General features: G+C 61.9%; 16 protein-coding genes. 9 read left to right on the top strand and 7 right to left on the bottom strand.

Annotated elements, in window-relative coordinates; genetic code table 11:
* Positions 1-58 precede the first annotated feature (58 nt).
* Positions 59-1,570: a TolC family outer membrane protein gene (locus ABH944_RS36160; protein ID WP_404612547.1), complete on the top strand. Its 1,512-nt coding sequence runs from the start codon at positions 59-61 to the stop codon at positions 1,568-1,570.
* A 62-nt stretch (positions 1,571-1,632) separates the two neighbouring features.
* On the opposite strand, the gene ABH944_RS36155 is transcribed toward ABH944_RS36160, so the two are convergent.
* Genes ABH944_RS36155 through hemC form a run of 3 tightly spaced genes read right to left on the bottom strand, consistent with a single transcriptional unit; the run spans position 1,633 to position 6,022 of the window.
* A complete protein-coding gene (locus tag ABH944_RS36155) occupies positions 1,633-2,826 on the bottom strand; it encodes a heme biosynthesis protein HemY (RefSeq protein WP_404612671.1) in 1,194 nt (397 codons plus the stop codon).
* A complete protein-coding gene (gene hemDX / locus ABH944_RS36150; RefSeq protein WP_404612549.1) occupies positions 2,826-5,021 on the bottom strand; it encodes a fused uroporphyrinogen-III synthase HemD/membrane protein HemX in 2,196 nt (731 codons plus the stop codon). The genes ABH944_RS36155 and hemDX overlap by 1 nt, the downstream gene beginning before the upstream one ends.
* Positions 5,021-6,022, bottom strand: coding sequence for a hydroxymethylbilane synthase (hemC, locus tag ABH944_RS36145; protein WP_404612551.1), 1,002 nt, complete (start codon positions 6,020-6,022; stop codon positions 5,021-5,023). Before hemC ends, hemDX begins: the two co-directional genes overlap by 1 nt.
* A gap of 347 nt (positions 6,023-6,369) precedes the next feature.
* Between hemC and ppc the strand changes: the two genes are divergently transcribed.
* The 6 genes from ppc to ABH944_RS36115 all read left to right on the top strand — a co-directional run bounded on the left by ppc (position 6,370) and on the right by ABH944_RS36115 (position 14,992).
* Positions 6,370-9,423 (top strand): phosphoenolpyruvate carboxylase, encoded by a 3,054-nt coding sequence (gene ppc / locus ABH944_RS36140; RefSeq protein WP_404612553.1) that lies wholly within the window; start codon positions 6,370-6,372, stop codon positions 9,421-9,423.
* A gap of 328 nt (positions 9,424-9,751) precedes the next feature.
* Positions 9,752-10,609, top strand: coding sequence for a helix-turn-helix transcriptional regulator (locus tag ABH944_RS36135; RefSeq protein ID WP_404612555.1), 858 nt, complete (start codon positions 9,752-9,754; stop codon positions 10,607-10,609).
* A gap of 363 nt (positions 10,610-10,972) precedes the next feature.
* A complete protein-coding gene (locus ABH944_RS36130) occupies positions 10,973-11,557 on the top strand; it encodes a sigma-70 family RNA polymerase sigma factor (RefSeq protein ID WP_404612557.1) in 585 nt (194 codons plus the stop codon).
* Positions 11,557-12,342 carry an anti-sigma factor gene (locus tag ABH944_RS36125; RefSeq protein ID WP_404612559.1) on the top strand — a complete coding sequence of 262 codons (786 nt, stop codon included), beginning with the start codon at positions 11,557-11,559 and terminating at the stop codon, positions 12,340-12,342. Before ABH944_RS36130 ends, ABH944_RS36125 begins: the two co-directional genes overlap by 1 nt.
* Before the next feature lie 171 nt (positions 12,343-12,513).
* Complete coding sequence (gene argH / locus ABH944_RS36120; RefSeq protein ID WP_404612561.1) at positions 12,514-13,920, top strand: argininosuccinate lyase; 1,407 nt, start codon at positions 12,514-12,516, stop codon at positions 13,918-13,920.
* Between the two features lie 130 nt (positions 13,921-14,050).
* Positions 14,051-14,992, top strand: coding sequence for a bestrophin family protein (locus ABH944_RS36115; RefSeq protein ID WP_404612563.1), 942 nt, complete (start codon positions 14,051-14,053; stop codon positions 14,990-14,992).
* A gap of 88 nt (positions 14,993-15,080) precedes the next feature.
* Here the strand turns inward: ABH944_RS36115 and ABH944_RS36110 are convergent, their stop codons facing one another.
* The 4 genes from ABH944_RS36110 to apbC all read right to left on the bottom strand — a co-directional run bounded on the left by ABH944_RS36110 (position 15,081) and on the right by apbC (position 20,045).
* The gene (locus ABH944_RS36110; protein ID WP_404612565.1) at positions 15,081-17,375 is read right to left on the bottom strand and encodes an Orn/Lys/Arg family decarboxylase; all 2,295 of its coding nucleotides are present in this window, start codon (positions 17,373-17,375) and stop codon (positions 15,081-15,083) included.
* A gap of 104 nt (positions 17,376-17,479) precedes the next feature.
* On the bottom strand, positions 17,480-18,049 hold the full coding sequence (gene dcd / locus ABH944_RS36105; RefSeq protein ID WP_047896066.1) for a dCTP deaminase: 570 nt from the start codon (positions 18,047-18,049) through the stop codon (positions 17,480-17,482).
* A gap of 210 nt (positions 18,050-18,259) precedes the next feature.
* Complete coding sequence (locus ABH944_RS36100) at positions 18,260-18,844, bottom strand: superoxide dismutase family protein (RefSeq protein WP_404612567.1); 585 nt, start codon at positions 18,842-18,844, stop codon at positions 18,260-18,262.
* A 112-nt stretch (positions 18,845-18,956) separates the two neighbouring features.
* Positions 18,957-20,045, bottom strand: a complete 1,089-nt coding sequence (gene apbC, locus ABH944_RS36095; protein WP_404612569.1) for an iron-sulfur cluster carrier protein ApbC — start codon at positions 20,043-20,045, stop codon at positions 18,957-18,959.
* Positions 20,046-20,317: 272 nt separating this feature from the next.
* Here apbC and ABH944_RS36090 point away from each other — a divergent pair, with 272 nt between their 5' ends.
* Together ABH944_RS36090 and metG are read left to right on the top strand one after the other, a co-directional pair.
* Positions 20,318-20,974 (top strand): YiaD family glycine zipper/OmpA-like lipoprotein, encoded by a 657-nt coding sequence (locus ABH944_RS36090; RefSeq protein WP_097261466.1) that lies wholly within the window; start codon positions 20,318-20,320, stop codon positions 20,972-20,974.
* Positions 20,975-21,364: 390 nt separating this feature from the next.
* A complete protein-coding gene (gene metG / locus ABH944_RS36085) occupies positions 21,365-23,533 on the top strand; it encodes a methionine--tRNA ligase (RefSeq protein WP_404612572.1) in 2,169 nt (722 codons plus the stop codon).
* Positions 23,534-23,643: the final 110 nt, after the last annotated feature.

The following is a 23,643-nucleotide window of genomic DNA, read 5'->3' as shown; positions in this document are numbered from 1 at the left end:
GTTCGCGCCGCCGTTTTAGTCGTTCTACCCTTCCGCTTTCCCCTTCCGGACGAATCCCATGCGCCCGATGTTCACGCTCGCGCTATGCAGCATAGGTGCCGGGTTTGCATGCTCGCCAGCATCGGCCGTGAGTCTCAATCAGCTCTACGACGAAGCGCTTGAAACCGACGCGCAGCTCCAGAGCGCGCGTTCCGGCCTCACCGCCGACAGCGAGCAACTGCCTCAAGCGCGCGCGAAACTGTTGCCGCAACTCTCGGCCTCGGTGACCGCCACCGAGCAGCGAACGGAACTCGGCGGCGGTTTCCCTGCATCGACGGGCAACAGCAACGGTTACACCGTTTCGCTGACGCAACCCCTCATCAACGTCGCGAGCTGGCAAGGTTATCAACAAGGCCAGATCGCCCTGACATCCGCTCAGGCGCAGTTCGCGGCGGCCCGTCAGGACCTGATCGTGCGGCTCGGCCAGGCGTACTTCGACGCTCTTTCGGCGCAGGACAGCGTCGCGATCGTGCGCTCGCAAAAGGCGTCGATTGCCGAGCAGCTTGAATCGGCGAAACGCTCGTTCGATGTCGGCCAGTCGACCAACACCGATACCAACGAAGCCCAGGCCAAATACGATTCTGCGATCTCGCAGGAAATTGCGGCGCAGAACGATCTCGAGGTGAAGCTGGCGGCGCTGGAGCAGATCGTCGGGCATCCGGTGACGCGGGTGGATGGCCTCGCGCGGGGCGTAACGCTGCCACCGCCCGTTCCCGCCGACATGCAGCAATGGGTCGACCTGGCGCGCGACGCAAACTATCAGGTCGTGCTCAAGCAACTGGCGGTTGCGAACTCGCAGCGCGAGACATTGAAAGCGAAGGCCGGTCATTATCCGACACTAGATCTGGTCGCGAGCTACGCGAAGAGCAGTCTGGGCGCCGCGGGCGCCGGCAACTTCGGCGGGAATTTCGGCGGCGGTTTTGGCAGTGGCGCAAATACGCTTGTACCGGGCGTGCCGGCAGCCGCGGCCGAACTGGGCAATTACGGCGCGTATTACACCAATGCGACCGTCGGTGTACAGCTCACCATTCCGCTGTACGAAGGTGGCGCGACGCAAAGCCGCGTGCGCCAGACGCTGGCGCTGGAAGACAAGGCGGAAGCAGATCTGGACACAGCGCGGCGTTCGGCGGCGTTATCGGCGCGACAGGCGTTTTTGGGGGTATCGAGTGGACTTGCACAGGTTCGCGCACTGGAAACCGCTGAACAATCGGCGCGGACGTCGCTTGAATCGAATCTGCTGGGATATCAGGTTGGTGTGCGGATCAACATCGACGTACTCAACGCACAGGATCAGCTCTTTTCGGCACGGCGCGATCTGGCGAAGGCCCGCTATGACACGCTGATCAATTCGCTGAAGCTGAAGGCGTCCACGGCCAGCCTGACCGACAGCGACGTGCTCTCGCTCAACATGCTGCTCTCGCCTACCGACGATACCGCGCTGACCGCATTACCGGTGGTGCCGAGCGTGCCGCATCCGGGCGCAGCAACACGTAAAACGAACGCGGTTGGCCGCCGGCCAATGCCGCAATAAAAAACCGCGGGCTTCTTGCGCATCAGAAAGAAGCCCGCGGTTTATTCAAAGCCCGTAAAAAATCAAACCACGTTCATTGCCAGTGCGCTCTCGCGATAGTGCAGGCTCGCCTTTTCGCTATCGCCGAGTTGCTCGTGCAAACGGGCCAGCGCGCGATGCGTACGAATCTTCAACGGTTCGTTGTCCGCAAGCTTCAATGCCGACTCCAGGAACGCCTGCGCCTTGCCCCACAACTGCTGATGCAGGCACAAACGCCCAAGCGTGAACATCAGGTCCGCGTCTTCGGTGCGCTCCTTCTGCCATGCTTCGGCGCGCTGGATCAACGGCAATGCGTCGCCCGGCGATGCACAATCCGGATACCGCCGCAGCAGCCGCGCGTCCCAGTTGTGATTCAACGCTTCTTCAACAATCTTGCGCGCGTCGTTCCTTCTGTCCAGCGCAATCAGCAATTCGGCGGCAAGATCGGCCAAGCGCGGCGATTGCCGTTCGGTCGCCGATAACGACTGCCAGAACTCCAGCAACGCGTCCGGATTGTGACGCCGGTCACGCAGCAGATTTTCCGATGCGACCTGACGCAAACGCACCGCGACCGCCGGATGTAGCGCCTCGCGTTTCTCCAGCGTCTTGACCAGCTTCAGCACTTCGCCCCAGTTCTTCAACTGCTGCTGCGCGCGCAACGCAATCTGCTGCGCATGCAGCCGCCGGCCGCCTTGCGCCTGCATCTCGGTCAACGCGACCAGCGCGCCGTCGGCGTCACGGCCATCGGCACGCATGTCGGCGGTGGCCATCAAACGCGCGTCCTGCCAGTCGCTGTCCTGCACCTTGGCGAGCCATTCGTCGCGACGCGCGTATTCGTGCATCTCGTGCGCCGCCTTTGCACCGATCAGCCCGGCGGCACCGGTGTTTTCACCGACGCTCAGGGAATCGCGTGCCGACTTCTCCGCCTTCGAAAAACGTCCCGCATACAAATGGCCGATGGCGTCGCGCAACGCGGCATTCGCCTTCGCGAGCCGCGAGCGGGTCCGGTACGCCGACACCCGTTGCGGCATTTTCAGCACGCTGCGAATGGCGCGAAGCACGGCGTAGATCACGATGAACGATACGACCAGCGCCACCACGAACAGATTCAGCGATATATCCACCCGATAAGGCGGCATGACCAGCAGCACCTGCCCACCATCGAAGACGCCGACGAGCGCCAGGCCCGCGGCCGCCGCGAACAGCAGCACAAACCAGATGAGTCCGCGCATCGTCATCATCCGCCTCGCTTGAACTGGTGGACCGCCGCGAGACTCGCATTCAGGTCAGGCACGGTAACCGCGAGCGACGCCTGGTCGACTTGCTGCAGGAGCGTGCGAACCGCCTTGACCTTGCCCGACGACTGATCGAAATACCGGCCGAGCGCGGTGTCGGCGGCATGAAGATCCGACTTGAGCGAGGGTTCGCTGCGCGACAAAAGCGACAGGCGCGCCGACAACAAACGCAGCTTCACGTTTTCACGCACGAAATAACCCTGATCCGGCGATGCAAGCATCGCGTCGGCGTTATCGATACGACGCACCGTCACCAGGCTCGACAACTGCTGCCCAATACCGCCGGCAAGCTGCTGCAGCCAAACTTTCCAATACGGCTGGCCGGTCGCGGCTGCGATGGAGGCGGTGTCGCGCGGGGTATCGGCATGAGCCGTCGGCTGCGCGATCGGCGCTTCGCCCGCCAGCGGCAGGGAGTCGATCTGATCGATTGCGGTATCCAGCTTGATGGCAAGGCCGGTGAGATCGGTGGACGGGGTTGCGCGCAGCTTCTCCATGTCCTGCGCGATGGCCTTGCGGATTGTCACGATCTGCGGACCCGTGGTTGCAGCCAGGCGCGTGTCCGCGCTTTGCAGTGCGTACAACGCAAGCTGGACGTTACCGGTGAGCTGCAACTGCTGGCTCGCGCTCGAGAGGATCTGTTCGACTTCAGCCAGCGTCCAGTCGTCACGATTGCTCGCCAGATCCTGGTATTGCTGTTGCAGCGCCTGGCTTTGCGCCTGCGCGTCGGTGAGTTTGCCCTGGAACTGGATGATCTGCGTATTGAGCGCCTGCACGGAACTGGCGGCCTGATCGGCCTGGGCGCGCAAGGCGTCCGTTTGCGTGTCGTTCGCCTGCAGACGTTGCGCGAATTGCGCGTCGCGCTGATCGAATTTGCGGTTGAGCATGAAACCGCCCACACCAGCCACCACGACCACGATCAACAGCACCAGCCACAGCAGCGCGGTGCCCGCGCCGCCGCCGCGCTGTTTTGGCTGCGACTCGTAGGGCGTGAACGGCGTGTTCGGCGGCAACGGCGGGGTTGACGGGGTGGACTGCGGGGCGGTTTTACTCGAATCGATCGAATCAGTCATGCGTGATTGAGCCGGTTGGTGAGCCGGCGTTGAGGCCGGCCTGGAACCCGTCGGCGCGGACTCCTGGTTGGTTTGACTGGATTGGCTGAACGGCGCTGCCGTCGAGGCCTTGTATCCATGTTCTTGCGCTTTTGCAACCTGCGCGTCCGGTTCTTGTTGTTTCGCTGTGTGTTCCGTTGCTTCCGTTGCCGAGGCGAAGATGCCGCTGAGTGCCTGCACGATACGCTCGTCGCCGGCGCCGGACACCGTAATCCTATCAAAACCCGCTTGCCGCGCGGCTTCGGCAATACGCGGATGCGGGCTCACGAGCGGCACATGCTTGAGCGTCAGGGTTTCATCGACGGTGAGATGTTCGCGGGCAAGCTCTTCAAGATTGCGTACGCCTTCCGAGCTTGTCAGCAGCCACGCGTGGGGAGCGCCTGCGAGCAGGGCGTGGATGCGCTCCCAGTCGCGCATGGACGGTTCCGGCACGATCCGCCGGTACGCCGCCACTTTCTCGACCTTCGCACCCGCTGCGCTCAACGCGTCCGCCAGCCACTCGCGGCCACCGTCGCCGCGCACGATCAAGACGCGTTTGTCCTTGAGACCGCCAGGGCCGAAATGCGTTTCGATAGCGGCATACAGCGCTTCGGAATCGTAACGGGGGTCCGTGGGTGTTTCGGTCACCGTTGCGCCGGCCGCCGGGCTGACGATGGTATAGGCCGGTGGCGCCACACCTTGCCGCGCGAGCGCAGCCACACTGCCGGGTCCGACCACGCCAATCGCTACATGCGAAGGCCACGCGGAACTGAGCGCGGTAAAGGCGTGATCAATGGCATTCGGCGACACGAACACGACCAATGCAAACCCAAGCTCAGCGGGCGCATACAACTCGCCGAGCGCCGCGCGCAGCGGGGCGACGTCGGCTACCGGACCGATATCGATAAGCGGAAACTCGATTGACTCGAAACCGGCGCCCTGCAGCAGCGCCAGCAACGCGGCAGACTGGCCCGAAGGACGCGTGACGACAACAGCCGGTCGCTGCGCCGGCCGTCCCGATGAATAAGCGGACCCCTGAGCGCTCGCCATCAGTCGGCAGGCGAAGCAGCGGGAGCAATGCCCGGGCCGCTCGCGGTACTCAACTCACGGACGATGTCCATTGCGCCCTGTGCTTCGAGTTCGGCCGAGACGCGGCGGCCGAGATCCAGCGCGGCCTGCACGTCAGCGCCCTGCGAGGAACCTTCGGCGCGCAGAACCCGCGTGCCGTCGACAGTCGATACACAACCACGCAAATGCAGCACGCCGTCGCGCCAGTCCGCATACGCGGCAAGCGGCACTTCGCAGCTGCCGCCGAGCGAGCGCGACACCATCCTCTCGGCTTCGACGGCGGCGGCCGTCGCTTCATGATGCAAGGGTGAAAGCCAGGCGGCGAGATCGTCTCGGCCGGCACGGATTTCAATGCCCAACGCGCCCTGTCCCGCGGCCGGCAAGCTGGTTTCCACAGGCAGGCTGACACGAATCCGCGACTCGAGGCCAAGGCGTTTCAAGCCGGCGGCGGCAAGAATGATCGCCGCGTAATCGCCGCGATCGAGCTTGGCGAGCCGGGTATCGAGATTGCCGCGCAACGGGCGGACGTCGAGATGAGCAAACTGCATGCGCAGCATGGCTTCGCGGCGCAGGCTGGAGGTCCCCACGATGCTGCCCTCATGCAGTTCCTCGAGCGACGCATAGTGCGGCGAGACGAAGGCATCGCGCGGATCTTCGCGTTCGAGGATCGTGCTCAGCGTGAAGCCCTCCGGCAGTTCCATGGGCACGTCTTTCAGCGAATGCACGGCCAGGTCGGCGCGGCCGTCGGCAAGCGCAGCTTCCAGTTCCTTGACGAACAGGCCCTTGCCGCCGACCTTCGATAACGTCCGGTCGAGAATCTGATCGCCGCGTGTCGTCATTCCAAGGATTTTGACGTCGCAAGATGGATATAATTTGTGCAGCGCAAACCGCACATGCTCGGCCTGCCACATGGCTAGACGGCTTTCCCGCGAGGCAATGACCAGAGTGTCGGGCGGTGGCGTGGAAGGCGTCTCGGAGTTCATTGCAAAGTCAATCGAATGACGGGATGGATAACAAACAATGGTAGCACGCACGCCATTGCCCAATTACAGTCGGACCCCGCGCCCGAGCGCCGCAGCACGGGCTTCGAGCGAGGCGGCAGGACGGAGACAGCAAGGTTGTGCCGCATCGCACGGCATCGCCGGGGCCCGCATTTTATCGCGCCGCCACGGTAGAAGACCTTCGCCATCTCGCGTTCCATCCGCTGCGTAGTAATGAAGCATGGCAAAGCAGTCGAACGTCGCACCGGCCGGCGGTCTCGCGCCCTTTCATCTTTTCTGGCGCCGGGCCGCGCCGGTATCCTGTCTCTGGCTTTCAAGAGGAATTCAACGTGACGTCTCCCGGATCGGCGCGCAACGCCCGCCCCCGCCGCAACGCTGTATCGAAGGATGCTTCTTCCGCCACGCCCGCTACGGCGCCCGCCGTTCGTAGCCGCGCGGCCACTGTCAGCAAGGCGTCTAAGACCGCCGCCCCCGTGAAAACGGCAGCGGCCGGGACTAGCAAACGCGTGACGAACGGCCGTGCTGCCGCCAACCCCGCGCCCGCGGAAACCCTGAAGAACGGTAAAGCGCCCAAAGCCTCGTCCCGCACGCGCGACGACAAGGACCAGCCGCTCTTTGAAGACATCCGCTATCTGGGCCGCCTGCTGGGCGACGTGGTGCGCGAGCAGGAAGGCGACAAAGTATTCGATGTCGTCGAAACGATTCGTCAGACAGCAGTGAAATTCCGTCGCGAGGAAGACAACGAGGCATCGCAGACGCTGGAAAAGCGCTTGAAATCGCTCTCGCCCGAGCAGACGGTGAGCGTCGTGCGCGCGTTCAGCTATTTCTCGCATCTCGCGAATATCGCCGAGGACCGGCATCACAACCGGCGCCGGCGGATTCACGCGCTCGCCGGTTCCGCCCCGCAGCCCGGCACGATGGCTTATGCCATCGAGCGGCTAAAGGCGAGCCCGAATGCGAAGTCGGCGAAAGCTACGCTGCAAAAGTTTTTCGATAACGCGCTTATCGTCCCTGTCCTCACCGCTCATCCGACCGAAGTTTCACGCAAGAGCATTCTGGACGCGCAGCACGAAGTCGCGCGGCTGCTGGCCGAGCGTGATCAGGAACTGACCGCGCGGGAACGGTCGCACAACGAAGCCATGCTGCGCTCCCGGGTTACGTCGCTGTGGCAAACGCGGATGCTGCGCGACGCCCGCCTGACCGTCGCCGATGAAATCGAAAACGCGCTCTCGTATTACCACGCGACGTTTCTGGAAGAGATCCCCGCGCTGTATGCCGATATTGAAGCCGCGCTGACCGAGCACGGCCTGCCGGCGCGTCTGCCGCCGTTCCTGCAAATGGGCAGCTGGATTGGCGGGGATCGCGACGGGAATCCGAACGTCACCGCGCCCACGCTCGTACACGCCATCACGCGCCAGGCCACGGTAATCTTCGAACATTATCTCGATCAGGCGCACAAGCTCGGCGCGGAGTTGTCGGTGTCGCATTTGCTGGCCGGCGCGAGCGACGCGCTGAAGACGCTCGCGGATGCGTCGCCGGATTCGTCGCCGCATCGCACCGATGAACCCTACCGGCGCGCGCTGATCGGCGTGTATGCGCGGCTGGTGGCGTCCGCCGACGCGCGGCTCGGTCAAGGCGTGGTCCCGGCGCGCAGCCGTCACCCGGCGAAACCGTACGCATCGGCGGCGGAATTTGGCGCTGACCTGAACGTGCTGATCGAATCGCTCGCCGCGCATCACGGCGAGTATTTGTCCGCACCGCGCCTGTCACCGCTGGCACGTGCGGCTGAAGTGTTCGGCTTCCATCTGGCGAGCATCGACTTGCGCCAAAGCTCGGATATCCACGAAGCGGTGATCGCGGAACTGCTTGCACGTGCAGGCGTTCAGGACGATTACACCGCCCTGCCGGAAGCCGACAAGGTCAAGTTGCTGCTGAACGAACTTGCCCAGCCACGGCCGCTGCGGCTCCCTTATTTCGATTACTCCGACCTCGCGAAGAGCGAACTCGGCGTGCTCGAAACGGCGCGCGTGACGCGGGAGAAGTTCGGCACGCGCTCGGTGCGAAACTACATCATTTCGCACACGGAAACGGTCAGCGACTTGCTGGAAGTCATGCTGCTGCAGAAGGAGACGGGCTTGCTGCAAGGGCGTCTGGGACATGCCAAAGACCCAGCGCACGATGGCCTGATGGTGATTCCGCTGTTTGAAACCATCGCCGACTTGCGCAATGCACCGCACATCATGGGCGATTTTTTTGCGTTGCCGGGCGTGGACAAGCTGGTCGAACTGCAAGGCGGTGAGCAGGAAGTGATGCTCGGTTACTCCGACAGCAACAAGGACGGCGGTTTCCTCACGTCGAACTGGGAGCTGTACAGGGCGGAACTGGCGCTGGTGGCTTTGTTCAAGCAACACAAAACCACATTGCGGCTTTTTCACGGACGCGGAGGCACGGTCGGCCGCGGAGGCGGTCCGACCTACCAGGCAATCTTGTCGCAGCCGCCAGGTACTGTGGACGGCCAGATCCGCACGACCGAGCAAGGCGAAGTGATCGCCAGCAAGTTCGGCAATGCGGAGATCGGCCGCCGTAACCTCGAACTCGTAGTTGCAGCCACGCTCGAGGCATCGCTTCTGCCGCACGAGAACACGCCGCCGCAGTTGCCGCTGTTCGAAGCCACCATGCAGACGCTGTCTGATTCGGCAATGGCTGCGTATCGCGCGCTGGTGTATGAAACGCCCGGATTCAAGGAATATTTCTTCGAATCGACACCGATCTCGGAGATCGCCGAGTTGAACATCGGCAGCCGCCCGGCATCGCGGAAACTGCAGGACCCGAAGCAACGCAAGATTGAAGACCTGCGGGCTATTCCATGGGGTTTCTCGTGGGGCCAATGCCGCCTGCTTCTCACAGGATGGTATGGCTTCGGCAGCGCGGTGACCGATTTCCTCGATGCATCAGCGGACCCAGCCGAGCGTACCCGTCGTCTCGATACGCTCAAGAAGATGCACAAGACCTGGCCGTTCTTCGCGAACCTGCTGTCGAACATGGACATGGTGCTGGCGAAGACGGATATTGCGGTGGCATCGCGGTATGCGCAGCTCGTCACGGATAAAAAACTCCGCAAGCACGTGTTCGGCCGGATCGTCGCGGAATGGGAGCGGACGTCGAGCGTGTTGTCGGAAATCACGGGGAACAACGAGCGGTTGGCGAATAATCCGTTGCTCGCGCGGTCGATTAAAAACCGCTTCCCGTATCTCGATCCGCTGAATCACTTGCAGGTGGAGTTGCTGAAACGCCATCGTGCCGGGGATGACAACGTGAGGTTGGGCCGCGGGATTCATTTGACGATCAACGGGATTGCGGCGGGGTTGCGCAATACGGGGTGATCCACCAGGCAGCAACGGGAATGCTTGATCGAAAAAGCCGGCTTGTGCGTTGCACAGCCGGCTTTTTCATTACTTCGTGGCAGGGTAAATCACCGGGTTCGTGGCGCACTTGACTTGATATGTCGCGGGCTTCCACAGCAAGGTAGCCGACCGTGTCGGCAGTTTGCTCGCCCCGCCTCGTCCATCGATACAGGTTTTCGTCAGTATTTACTTGCCAACCGCGACGCTACAATAACCACCGTCTTGTACCAGTACAGGTTGAACAGTTATTCTGGTATCTAAACCACCTGAACCGCTGTCGGATTTTCCAAAGCGCGTATTGAGCCTCATGCCCTTGTCACCCACTGCCCCCGCCGCCAGCAAAAACAACGACGCCCCGCCACCACTCGACGCCACCCCGGCTCATGCGCTTGGCGACTTCATTCGCGCGCATCGGGAGCGGCTGTCGCCGATGGCCGTCGGCTTGCCGCCCGGCCCGCGCCGCCGCACGCCCGGGTTGCGGCGAGAAGAAGTCGCCCAGTTGTGCGGCGTCAGTCCAACCTGGTACACGTGGATAGAACAGGGACGGCCCGTGTCCGCGTCCGCCGATGCGCTGGCGCGCATTGCCGTGGCATTGCAGTTATCGCGGGCCGAGCGTGCCTATCTGTTCGAACTGGCCGCCCAGCGCGATCCCGCCGAGCCCGATCCCGCGGCGCAGGACGCACCGGCAGCGCTGTTGAAATCGGTGGAATTGATCGATGCGCCCGCCTACGTCCTCGACCGGCAGTGGAATGCGTTGCGTTGGAACGCGCAAGCGGCGGCGTTATTCGCCGGCTGGCTGGACGGAGCTCAGGACCGTAATCTGCTTGGCTTCACGTTCACAGCGCCTGGCGCGCAGAGCTTGATCGTGGATTGGGAGACGCGCGCGCGACGGCTCGTGGCGGAGTTCCGGGCGGATTCGATCCGCCATCTGAACGATGCTCCCACCCGAGCGCTGATCGATTCGCTCAGTGCCGCAAGCGATGCGTTCGCGCGTTTTTGGGCGTCACAGGACGTCGGCGAACGGGAAGGCGGTGCGCGCGAATTCAATCATCCGACGCGCGGGCGCCTGGTGTTCGACCAGATTACGTTCAAGCCGGCGCATAGGGAAGATTTGAAGCTGGTGATCCTGGTAGGTGCTGACGCGGCAGAACGCCCCCGCGAATAGCTCGGCGACGCTTGGACTCTGCGGGCCGGCCAGAAACGATGACCACCGCCAAACGCCGCCGCAAATGGTGTGAGGCGCAGGAATCCGGGCCGTCGGCGCGCTGCTCGACCGATAGCGATAGCCGAAAAAAATGCCCGGCCTTTACGGTCGGGCAAATCCGCATCTCCCCGGCAGGGCCGGAGGAGAACGGGGACACATGGTGAGCTGCGCACGGTTGCGCCGCGAATCTCGCGCGCCGTAAGCGGGCCCGTATCCGTAATACGCAGACAAACGCGAAACGGATGCATCCGGATGCAAAAAAACCAGCGCGGTTCATATCGATTGTTTCTGAAAGATTAATCGCGCGCCTACCCGACCGGTTCCATGACGACAACACTCCCCCACGACCCGACCGCCGACACCCTCGTGCAATTGCTCGATCGCGTCGCCATTGAAGACGCCGCCGCGTTGCGCACGCTCTACGAGCTAACTTCGTCGAAACTGTTTGGCCTTGCGCTTCGTATATTGGTGAAGCGCGAGTGGGCCGAAGAAGTTTTGCAGGATGCGTTCGTCAATATCTGGCGATACGCGGGCGACTACAAAGCCGGCCTCTCCGCGCCGATGACCTGGATGGCGGCGATTGTCCGCAACCGGGCCCTCGATTATTTGCGGCGGCAAAAGGCCAACGGGGCAAGCGCCGAAACAGAGTGGAGCGATACGTTGGACGATACGTTGCCGGCAAATGAGGCAGATCCCTCCGAGCAGATGTTGATGAGCCAGGAAGCGCGGCAACTCGCCATCTGCATGGAGCGGCTCGAAGCCAGTCAGCGACAGGCCGTGGCGCTGGCCTATCTGCGTGATCAGAGCCACAGCGAAGTGGCCGACGTCCTGAAAGTACCGCTTGGCACGGTGAAGTCGTGGATTCGGCGCGGCCTCGAAAAACTTAAAACGTGCCTGGGAGGTCTGTGATGGATCTGCATCGCTACGCAGGCCTGGTAGACCAACTTGCAGCCGAGTACACGCTCGGCGTGCTGCGCGGGGGATCGCGCAGACGGTTTGAAGCTATCTCCCAGCACGATCCGGCCATTCGCCTGGCGGTGGAAACCTGGCGTTTGCGGCTGGCGGCAATGACCGAGATTGGTCCGGCGGTTGCGCCGCCGCCGGAGATCTGGCCGGCTATCGAGCGACGCTTGAACCTGGTGAACGCCCGGCGCGAGGCGGCTGCGGCCCGGCCGATTCCGTCTGCAGCCCCGGTTACCCGACCGAAGCCGGGCTGGTTCGAGAATCTCTCGTTCTGGCGCGGCTGGTCGATCACCGCCACAGCCATTGCAGCGATTGCGCTGGTCGTGTCCATTCGAGAACTGTCGACGGTCGCGCCCGTTCCTGCGCCGGCGCCCGCACCGCAAGTGGCCCAGGAACCGCGGATTGGTTATGTGGCAACGCTTGCCGATGACAAATCCAACGCGAGAATGCTGGTGACCTGGGACGACCGGACCTCTGAAGTCACCGTTCGACGCTTGAGCGGCTCGTCGGATCCCTCCGATAAATCCATGCAGCTCTGGGGCCTGCCCAAGGAAGGGCACCCGGTGTCGCTCGGCGTGCTGCCCGTCGGGGGAACCGCGCGCTTCAAAGCGGCGTCTGTGAATGCGTATCCGGTGTTGGCGGTGTCGGTGGAGCCGATCGGCGGGTCACCGAATCCGAATGGGCCAACCGGCCCGGTCGTCTATACGGGTAAGGTCATTCCGGCAGCTTGACGGTGGTCGTTTGACCCTGCGTAGAAGGGGCGCCACCTGGCGCCCCTTCTACGCGTTCGATGGTTGCCCGTTCTCATTGCCTGTAAAATCGCCAGTTCCGCGGGTTTCTATCCGGATCGCGCTACGCCCGGCCGCCTGCCATCGACTTTCCGTCCTCTTACGAACATCACTATGACGTCCCAACTGCACAAAAAAGGCGAAGCCTGGTCGGCTCGCTTCAACGAACCAATGTCCGATCTGGTCAAGCGCTACACGTCATCGGTGTTCTTCGACAAGCGCCTCGCGCTCGTCGATATCGAGGGATCGCTCGCGCACGCCGCCATGCTGGCCGCGCAAAAGATCATCGGCGATGCGGATTTCCAGGCCATCCAGCAAGGCATGACGCAGATTCGCGGCGAAATCGAACGCGGCGAATTCGAGTGGAAACTCGATCTGGAAGACGTCCACCTGAACATCGAAGCACGATTGACGGCGCTTATCGGCGATGCCGGCAAACGCCTGCATACCGGCCGCTCGCGCAACGACCAGGTCGCGACCGACATCCGCCTGTGGCTGCGTGGCGAAATCGACACGATTGGCGAATTGCTGGTCGCGCTGCGCCGTGCGCTGATCGATATTGCCGAGCAAAACGCCGAAACCATCATGCCCGGCTTCACCCACCTGCAAGTCGCTCAGCCCGTGACGTTTGGCCATCATCTGTTGGCTTACGTCGAAATGTTCAGCCGCGACAGCGAACGCCTGCTCGATTGCCGCAAGCGCGTGAACCGCCTGCCGCTTGGCGCTGCGGCGCTCGCCGGCACGAGTTATCCGATCGATCGTCACGCCGTGGCGAAAACCCTGGGCTTCGACGGCATCTGCGCAAACTCGCTCGACGCCGTGTCGGATCGCGACTTCGCCATCGAATTCACCGCGGCTGCCGCGCTGATCATGACGCACGTATCGCGCTTCTCGGAAGAGCTCGTGCTGTGGATGAGCCCACGGGTGGGATTCATTGACCTGGCTGACCGCTTCTGCACCGGCTCGTCGATCATGCCGCAGAAGAAGAACCCGGACGTGCCGGAACTGGCGCGTGGCAAGACGGGGCGCGTGAACGGGCATCTGATTGCTTTGCTGACGCTGATGAAGGGCCAGCCGCTCGCGTACAACAAGGACAATCAGGAAGACAAGGAACCGCTGTTCGATACCGTCGACACCGTCTCGGATACCCTGCGTATCTTCGCCGAGATGGCAGCGGGTATCACGGTCAAGCCGGACGCCATGCGCGCAGCCGCGTTGCAAGGTTTTTCGACGGCGACCGATCTCGCGGACTATCTGGTGAAACGCGGCCTGCCATTCCGCGATGCGCACGAAGCGGTAGCGCTGGCCGTGCGAATCTGCGTGGACCGCGGCTGCGATCTGGCCGACCTGACACTCGACGAAATGCGCGCGGAACTGCCGAACGTGGCGCGTTTGATTGGTGAGGACGTGTTCGAATACCTCACGCTGGAAGGCTCGGTTGCGAGCCGCAATCACGCCGGCGGAACAGCGCCGGAACAGGTTCGGGCGGCGGCAAAGGCGGCTCGCGCGGCGTTGGGGTAAATAAGGCGGCCGGCGAAGCACATCGCGGGACCGATCGTAGCTGATTTGGCTACGATCGTAGCCGATCTGGCTACAGTCACCCTCGGCAATTGCTCAGCATGCATTCAATTCCGTTGTTTCCGGTACGCCCATGATCACCCGTCCCAAACTCAACTGGTTCCGCATGCTGTTCGTCTGGCGCGGGTCCGTGCTGCCGCAACTATTGCCACGCCTCGCGTTGATCTTCATGTTGTCCATCGCTGCAATCGTGATGCACGACCATGTCCGAAGTTATCCGGTCGGACTCGGTACGCCACCGTTCGCACTCGTTGGCATCGCGCTCGCCGTGTTCCTGGGCTTTCGCAATAGCGCAAGCTATGAGCGCTGGTGGGAAGGCCGCAAGCTATGGGGTTCGTTGCTGATCCACGGCCGCTCGCTCGCGCGGCAGGCGCTGACATTGCCGCGCGCTGTGAAAAACGAAGACACGCACGAGTTCATCGCGGGAATTGGTGCACTGGGTCACGCACTGCGCCACGAAATGCGTCGCACCGACCCACTCCCCGACCTCGCCACGCGCCTTCCGGCAACGCTTTATCAGCGGGTCGTTCAGGCGCAATATCGCTCGTCACTGATCTTGCAATGGCTCGGCGAATGGTCGAGCACGCGCGCTCGCGAAGGTGCACTCGATGGCTACGGTGTGCTCGCATTCGAGCAAAACCTGAACGAGTTGTCGGCCGTGATTGGCGGCTGCGAAAGGCTGGCGTCGACACCTCTGCCGTTCTCGTATTCGGTGATGATCCACCGGACCGTGTACCTGTTCTGCGTGATGCTGCCGTTCGGGCTTGTCGATGGAGCGGGTTTTCTCACGCCCTTGTTCGCGCTTCTGGTCGCGTACGCGTTCATGTCGCTGGAGGCGATCGCGGCGCAGATCGAAGATCCGTTCGGTCTCGAAGAAAATGACCTGGCGTTGACCGCGTTATGCGACTCGCTGGAAACCGCACTCCACGATATGGCCGCCGATCCGGCGTTCGCGCGACCACCCAAGGCCTTGCCGGAACCGGGCGTGACCGAGCGCTGGTTTATCGTTACCTAAGAGGCCAAGCGTTGGATCAGTCCGACCACCAATGACAAAGGCCCGCATTCGCGGGCCTTTGTCATTCCTACGTTCTCACGCTGTCACATCAGCGCTCGAGCGCCACGCAATCGACAAAATACTCGATACGCCCGTTGATCATCTCACCAACCAACCCGTGGATATCCGTATGGAAGCCCGGGAAGCGTTCGTTGAACTCGCGCGCAAAACGCAGGTAGTCCACGATCGTCTTGTTGAACCGCTCGCCCGGAATCAGCAACGGAATGCCCGGCGGATAAGGCGTCAACAGGATGCTGGTCACACGCCCTTCGAGTTCGTCAATAGGCACGCGATCGATCTCGCGATGCACCAGTTTCGCATAGGCTTCGGACGGCTTCATGGCCGGCTCCATGCTCGAGAGATACATCTCGGTGGTCAGCCGGGCAATATTGTTGGCCCGATAGACGCTATGAATCTGCTCGCACAGATCCCTTAATCCCATTCGCTCATACGACGGATGCTGCGCAATGAAATCAGGCAGCACACGCCACAACGGCTGGTTATTGTCGTAGTCGTCTTTAAACTGCTGCAACTCGGTCACCATCGAATTCCAGCGACCCTTCGTAATGCCGATCGTGAACATGATGAAGAACGAATACAGCCCGGTCTTCTCCACGATAATGCCGTGCTCCGCCAGATATTTCGTCACGATCGCGGCCGGAATCCCGGTCTCGCCAAACTCGCCATCCACGTCCAGTCCAGGCGTGATGATGGTCGCCTTGATCGGATCGAGCATGTTGAAGCCTTCGGCAAGCGGCCCGAAACCGTGCCAGCGGTCGTTCGGCTTCAACACCCATTCTTCACGGTCGCCAATGCCCTCTTCCGCCAGCGCTTCCGGACCCCACACCTTGAAGAACCATTCGTCGCCATATTCGTCGTCGACCTTGCGCATGGCACGGCGGAAATCGAGCGCTTCCGCAATCGACTCCTCCACCAGCGCCGTGCCGCCCGGCGGCTCCATCATGGCCGCGGCCACGTCGCAGGACGCGATGATCGCGTATTGCGGGCTCGTGGACGTGTGCATCAGGTACGCCTCGTTGAAGCGGTGCTTGTCGAAGGTGCTGTTCTCGGAGTCCTGGACCACGATCTGCGACGCCTGCGAAATCCCCGCAAGCAGCTTGTGCGTGGAGTGCGTGGCGAACACCAGCGCACCCGTACGCGGACGCCCCGCGCCGATAGCGTGCATGTCCTGGTAGAAGTCGTGGAACTCGGCGTGCGGCAACCAGGCTTCGTCGAAGTGAAGCGTGTCGAGCAAGTCGCCCAGCAGGTCCTTGATCATCTCGACGTTGTAGATCACGCCGTCATAGGTACTTTGCGTGATGGTCAGGATGCGCGGTTTGGCTTTCGGATTCTTCGCCAGCGCTTCACGCGCGAACGGATTCGCTTCAATCTTCTTGCGGATGTTTTCCGGCTTGAATTCGTCGCGCGGAATCGGTCCGATAATGCCGAAGTGATTGCGCGTCGGCGTCAGGAAGACGGGAATCGCGCCTGTCATGGTGATCGCGTGCAGGATCGATTTGTGACAATTGCGGTCGACCAGCACAATGTCGCCGGGCGCAACGGTCGCGTGCCAGACGATCTTGTTCGATGTCGACGTGCCGTTGGTCACGAAGAACAAATGATCCGCGCTGAAAATACGCGCCGCATTACGCTCGGACGCCGCGATCGGCCCGGTGTGATCGAGCAGTTGCCCAAGTTCATCGACGGCATTGCAGACGTCCGCCCGCAACATGTTCTCGCCGAAGAACTGGTGGAACATCTGCCCAAGCGGATTTTTCAGGAACGCCACGCCGCCCGAATGCCCCGGGCAATGCCACGAGTACGAACCCTCTTCCGCGTACTGCACGAGCTCCTTGAAGAACGGCGGCGCCAGCGCGTCGAGGTAGACCTTCGCCTCGCGAATAATGTGCCGCGCGACGAACTCCGGCGTGTCCTCGAACATGTGGATGAAGCCGTGCAGTTCGCGCAGGATGTCGTTGGGCAAGTGCCGCGACGTGCGCGTTTCCCCGTACAGGAAAATGGGGATGTCGGCATTGCGCCGACGCACCGCCTGCACGAACGCGCGCAGCGCGACAATCGCGGAGGCCAGTTCAGGCGTGTCGCCTTCCGCCACCACGACGTTGTCCACGTACGGCAGCAATTCGTCGTCGTCGATCGACAGGATGAAGCACGACGCACGGCTCGATTGCTGCGCGAACGACGTCAGGTCGCCGTAACTCGTCAGCCCGAGCACCTCGACGCCTTCGCGCTCGATCGCTTCGGCAAGGGCGCGGATGCCGGAACCCGAAATGTTCTCGGAGCGAAAATCTTCGTCGATGATGACGACGGGAAAACGGAACTTCATGCGGCGAATCTCCAAATGGAACGACCGCTGGCCGAGTTATGCGTGCTCGATTCCAGCGGTCTTTCAAAAAGCGTTGCAATGACGTTTCGAATAATTGAGAAACGTCAGGTCTTCGGCAGTGTTACGCCGATTTGCCCTTGATACTTGCCCCCACGATCGGCGTACGAGGTCTCGCAAATCTCATCGCTTTCAAAGAAGAGAACCTGTGCCACGCCTTCGTTCGCGTAGATTTTGGCAGGCAAAGGTGTCGTATTCGAGAATTCGAGCGTCACATATCCCTCCCATTCCGGCTCGAACGGCGTCACGTTCACAATGATCCCGCAGCGGGCGTACGTGGATTTGCCGAGGCAAACCGTCAGGCACGAGCGCGGAATCCGGAAATATTCGACCGTGCGCGCAAGCGCGAAGGAGTTCGGCGGGATGATGCAGACATCGCCCTTGAAGTCGACAAACGATTTCTCGTCGAAATTCTTCGGGTCGACAATCGTGGAATTGATGTTGGTGAAAATCTTGAATTCGTCTGCCACACGAATGTCATAACCGTAGCTGGAGGTGCCATAGCTCACGATCTTGCGGCCATCTTCAGACACCCGCACCTGATCGCGCACGAACGGCTCGATCATGTTGTGCTCTTCGGCCATGCGCCGGATCCACTTGTCGGACTTGATGCTCATAGGGAACGCTACCCAACGAAAGAGGCGGCCTCAGAAGTGCCGCCGGGCTTGAAACAGGGCATGGCCGGAGACTCGGGATAGATGCAGAAGCACGCCGAAGCCAGCCAGACCAGACGAGAAGCGCGTATTTTACTTGATGTGCCGGCTGCACGACGCGGCTATGCCAACAGGCCGGGTCGCGCACCCCAACAGCCTGATTTCATTGAAAGATCACTGCTTGATCACACCGCACGCGAGCGCGGGACCGGCGCCATGCGGCACGATGGCGTAGGCGTCCGCGGCGTCGCGATGCAGCACGATGGCCCGCGACAACACCGAACGCACACCGTCGAGCGACACATCCGGCGCGACGATGAAACCCGTCGCCGTGCCGTTCGCGTCGGCACGAATGCTGGCGAGGTCGCCTTCCACCTTGGAACCGGAATCGCTGCGCTCGGACGCGGGTGCGAATACGGGGCCGCCGTCGGAGGAGGCCGCGATGATGCAGTCGCCGCGCTCATGGATCTGCAGTGCATGCTCGCTATTGGGCGGCATGCCCGACAAGTTGTAAGACACCTGGACGCCGTCTGCACGCTCGATGAACGTGACCGTGCCGGTCGCCGTATTGCCGCCGGTAGGCTGCAACGTGGCGTCGGCACGTTTTTCGTGGTTCTGGAACAGGAGGCCGCAGCCGCCGAGCAGCAAGACGCTGACCAATGCGCTGACAGTCGTGCTCAAACTCGGCACCAGGCTCGGGACCGGGTGTCTCGCGGCAGGGAGTCTGCGCGATTCAGGCCCGTCGAATCTTTGTTTCATGCGATCCTCATGGCGACCCGCGACCACCCCGTGTGTTCACCTGGCCGCGCCAATCAAGGCGACATGATACCGCGACACGCGCCGCCAAAATCGCGCACGCTCCTCAAGCCGTCTAAGTGTTTTGCACTACGATGCTGGGGAACATCGACGTCATGTCGCGCTGACGTTCGGCAATCGAAATAGCGACCTTGCGCGCGATCGATCGATACGCCTCGGCAATCTTGCTGTCCGGTTCCGAGATCACCGTCGGCTGGCCCGCATCGGTCTTCTCGCGGATCGCAATATCGAGCGGCAAATGGCCGAGCACCGGCACGCCATATTCCTTCGACATCCGCTCCCCCCCGCCCGCTCCGAAGATATGTTCTTCGTGGCCGCAGTTCGAGCAGATATGCGTGCTCATGTTCTCCACGATCCCCAGGATCGGGATGCCCACTTTCTCGAACATCTTCAAGCCCTTCTTGGCGTCGAGCAACGCGATGTCCTGCGGCGTGGTAACAATCACCGCACCCGTGACCGGCACTTTCTGCGAGAGCGTGAGCTGGATGTCGCCGGTGCCGGGCGGCATATCGACCACCAGGTAGTCGAGGTCTTTCCAGTTGGTCTGGCGCAGCAATTGTTCGAGCGCCGACGTGACCATGGGGCCGCGCCAGACCATGGGGTTGTCCTGCTCGATCAGGAAACCGATCGAGTTGGCCTGGATGCCGTGGCCGGTGAGCGGATTCATCGTCGTGTTGTCGGGCGATTCCGGACGGCCCATGATGCCAAGCATCATGGGCAGCGACGGACCGTAGATATCGGCGTCCAGCATGCCGACCGACGCGCCTTCCGCTGCCAGCGCCAGCGCGAGGTTCACGGCAGTCGTGCTCTTGCCGACCCCGCCCTTGCCCGACGCCACCGCAATGATGTTCTTCACGTTCGGCAGCAGCTTCACGCCGCGCTGGACCGCATGCGCGACCACTTGCGACGACACCGTCACCTGTGTCTCACCGACGCCCGGCACGCTGGCGACCGCGTTGGACACGAGCGCGCGGATGGCGTCGAACTGGCTCTTGGCCGGATAACCCAGCACTACGTTCACCGTGACATTGGCGCCGTCCACGGTGACGCCGCGGATGCTTTTCGTGTCCGCGAAGGTGCGATTGGTATTGGGATCGATCAAGCCGCTGAGCGCGGTATCGATCTGGGCGCGATCAAGACTCATCGAAACTCCAGGGGAACGCTTTTTGCTGTGGCGGATCGAATGTTCCGCACGCAAACTATGAAATTGAAAGGAATTGTTGCACCACGTTGCGCCGCAGCACAGGGCGATGCACTATCCGACGCTGCCATGATTCGGGGACGCATCGTTATAATCGCTTGAATCCTTGGCCGTATTGTAGTGGCAGCCGTTACGACTCGCCGGAAGACCCTACGGGGACCGTTCCGCGCTGTCGGAGCCGGCTTTGTCTGAATTGGTACCCTGGAGAATTGATAATGAACTCGAAAATGATGACCCGCTTGACCGTAATCGCCGTAGCCGGTGCGCTGGTCGCCGGTTGCGCCACCCAGCAAGGCAATAACGCCGCCGTTGGCACGGGCATTGGCGCGGCGTCGGGCGCGGCGCTTGGCGCAATCTTCGGCGGCGGCAAGGGTGCGGCCATCGGCGCGGGTGTGGGCGCGGCGGCTGGCGGCATTACCGGCTACAACTGGCAGGCCATCAAGGGCAAGCTGACCGGCGCAACGAAGGGCACGGGCACGCAGGTGACGGAACAGCCGGACGGATCGCTGAAGGTCAACATCCCGAACGCGATCTCGTTCGACACCAACAGCTACGCTATCAAGCCGGGTTTCGCACCGGTGCTCGATCAGGTTACGCAAACGTTGACTCAGCATCCTGAGCTGATCGCGCAAGTGGTTGGACATACCGACAGCACCGGCCAGCCGGCTTACAACCAGACGTTGTCGCAAAACCGTGCACAAAGCGTGGCATCGTATCTGGCCGGCCACGGCGTGGCGCCGCAACGTCTCTCGGCGCAAGGCATGGGCCAGACGCAACCTATCGCCGACAACAGCACTGAGCTCGGCCGTGCGCAGAATCGTCGCGTGGAAATCTACCTGCGCGCTACTGCTCAGCCGGGTCAGGTTCAGTAATACGGTTGATTTACAAGGGGGAATGACGCGGTAACCAGGCCAGGGATTCGATTCGTTTCGCGGCGGAACAGCAGACACGCAGCAGATCCAACGCGAACATGAAAAATATTTGAAACTTTGCCCCTGCAGTCCGTGTCTGTCTTATCGGTAGGTGGCTGGCTTTGCCGCCACGTGCCATTCTCCTCTTGTCGTTGTTGCTCCGGGGCCGCTAATCGCCCCGGTTTTTTTTCGTCTGAAATTTGGAGGGGCAGACCCTCCAACACCAGCCGTCTTCCCCACCGCTCCATCCCCGCCGCTGCCCGACTGAGAACGGCGGACCCTTGGCTGGTAGAATCTTCATTCGCTTTTTCACGCCATCACCGAATTCTTTAACCGCAGGCCAGCCGCCTTATGTCAGCACCGTCAGCACCCACCTCGTCACCATCCGCACCCGCAGCGGCGTCAGCCACCCCTGTCCAGCGCCGGATTCTCGTCACGTCCGCGCTCCCGTACGCGAACGGTCAGATTCATATTGGCCATATGGTCGAATACATCCAGACGGATATCTGGGTGCGTTCGCTGCGAATGCACGGTCACGAGGTTTATTACGTCGGCGCTGACGACACCCACGGCACCCCCATCATGCTGCGTGCCGAGCTGGAAGGCATCACGCCGAAGCAGTTGATCGAGCGCGTGGGGAAAGAGCACAAGCGCGATTTCGACAGCTTCGGTATCTCGTTCGACAACTACTATTCCACCGACGCCGAAGAAAACCGCGTGCTGTGCGAATCCATCTACGAGTCGCTGAAGGCGGCCGGGCTGATCGAGGCGCGCGATATTGAGCAAGCCTACGACCCGGTCAAGGAAATGTTCCTGCCCGATCGCTTCATCAAGGGCGAATGCCCGAAGTGCGGCGCGAAGGACCAGTACGGCGACAACTGCGAAGTCTGCGGGTCCACGTACCAGCCGCTCGATCTCATCAACCCGTATTCGGTGGTGTCGGGCGCGACGCCGGTGCGCAAGACCTCGACGCATTATTTCTTCCGCCTCTCCGACCCGCGCTGCGAAGGTTTCCTGCGCGGCTGGGTCAGCGGACTCGCGCAGCCCGAAGCCACGAACAAGATGCGCGAATGGCTCGGCGACAAGGGCGACGCGAAGCTTGCCGACTGGGATATCTCGCGCGACTCGCCGTATTTCGGTTTCGAAATCCCCGGCGCGCCGGGCAAGTATTTTTACGTCTGGGTGGACGCACCAGTCGGTTATTACGCCAGCTTCAAGAATCTGGCGGATGCGCGCGGCATCGACTTCGAGGAATGGATCCGGCCGGGATCGAAAACGGAGCAGTATCACTTCATCGGCAAGGACATCCTGTATTTCCATACGCTGTTCTGGCCTGCAATGCTGGAGTTTTCCGGCCATCGCACGCCGACGAATGTGTTCGCCCACGGTTTTCTCACCGTCGACGGCGCGAAGATGTCCAAATCGCGCGGCACGTTCATCACGGCGAAAAGCGTGATCGATACCGGGATCAATCCCGAGTGGCTGCGTTACTACTTCGCCGCGAAGCTGAACCACACGATGGAAGACATCGACCTGAATCTCGAAGATTTCCAGGCACGTGTGAACAGCGATCTGGTCGGCAAGTACGTGAATATCGCGAGCCGGGCGGCAGGGTTCCTGATCAAGCGCTTCGACGGCCGCGTGCTGGACAGCGCGATGAATCATCCGCTGCTGCTGCAATTGCGCGCAGCCGTGCCGCAAATTGCTGCGCTCTACGAGTCGCGTGAATACGGGCGGGCGTTGCGCACGACCATGGATCTCGCCGATGCCGTCAACGCGTTTGTCGATACCGCGAAGCCCTGGGATCAGGCCAAGGACGAAGCCAACTCCGCTGCCCTGCATGAAACATGCAGCGTGAGCCTGGAGGCGTTCCGCTTGCTGTCGCTGGCGTTGAAGCCGGTGTTGCCGCTGCTGGCGGAATCGGTGGAAGGGTTCCTCGGCGTCGCGCCGCTGGTCTGGGCCGATGTTTCCACACCGCTTCGTTCCTCGCAGCCGATCAACGCGTACAAGCACTTGATGACCCGCGTCGACCCGAAACAGATCGCCGCGCTGATCGCCGCGAACCTGGAATCGATCGCTCCGGGGCAGGCGGTTGCTGCCGCGCCTGCGGCCGCTTCTGGTTCTGCATCTGCTGCAGTGTCAAAGAAGGCCGCAAAGGTGAAAGAGCCGGAAGCGGAAGGCGTGATTTCCATCGATGACTTCGCCAAGGTCGACCTGCGAATCGCGAAGATTGTGAATTGCACCGCGGTCGAAGGCTCGGACAAGCTGCTGCAACTGACACTGGATGTTGGCGAGGAAAAAACCCGCAACGTGTTCTCCGGGATCAAGTCGGCGTATCAGCCGCAGGACCTGATCGGGAAGTTCACGGTCATGGTCGCAAACCTCGCCCCGCGCAAGATGAAGTTCGGGCTGTCGGAGGGCATGGTGCTGGCCGCGTCCGCCGACGACGAGAAAGCCGAACCGGGTTTGTACATTCTTGAACCGCATAGCGGCGCGAAGCCGGGCATGCGCGTGAAGTAAAAGTATCGGGCGGGCGATGGCTGATTCATGGTTGATTGATCGCCGCGCCCGAACCGAAGGCCAAAGGGCCGCGCCAACTCACGTTGGACGCGGCCCTTTTAACGTTCATG

The organism is Caballeronia udeis (genome assembly GCF_044909315.1).
GTDB classification, from domain to species: Bacteria; Pseudomonadota; Gammaproteobacteria; order Burkholderiales; family Burkholderiaceae; genus Caballeronia; species Caballeronia udeis_A.
This window is presented reverse-complemented; position numbering and strand designations above follow the sequence as displayed.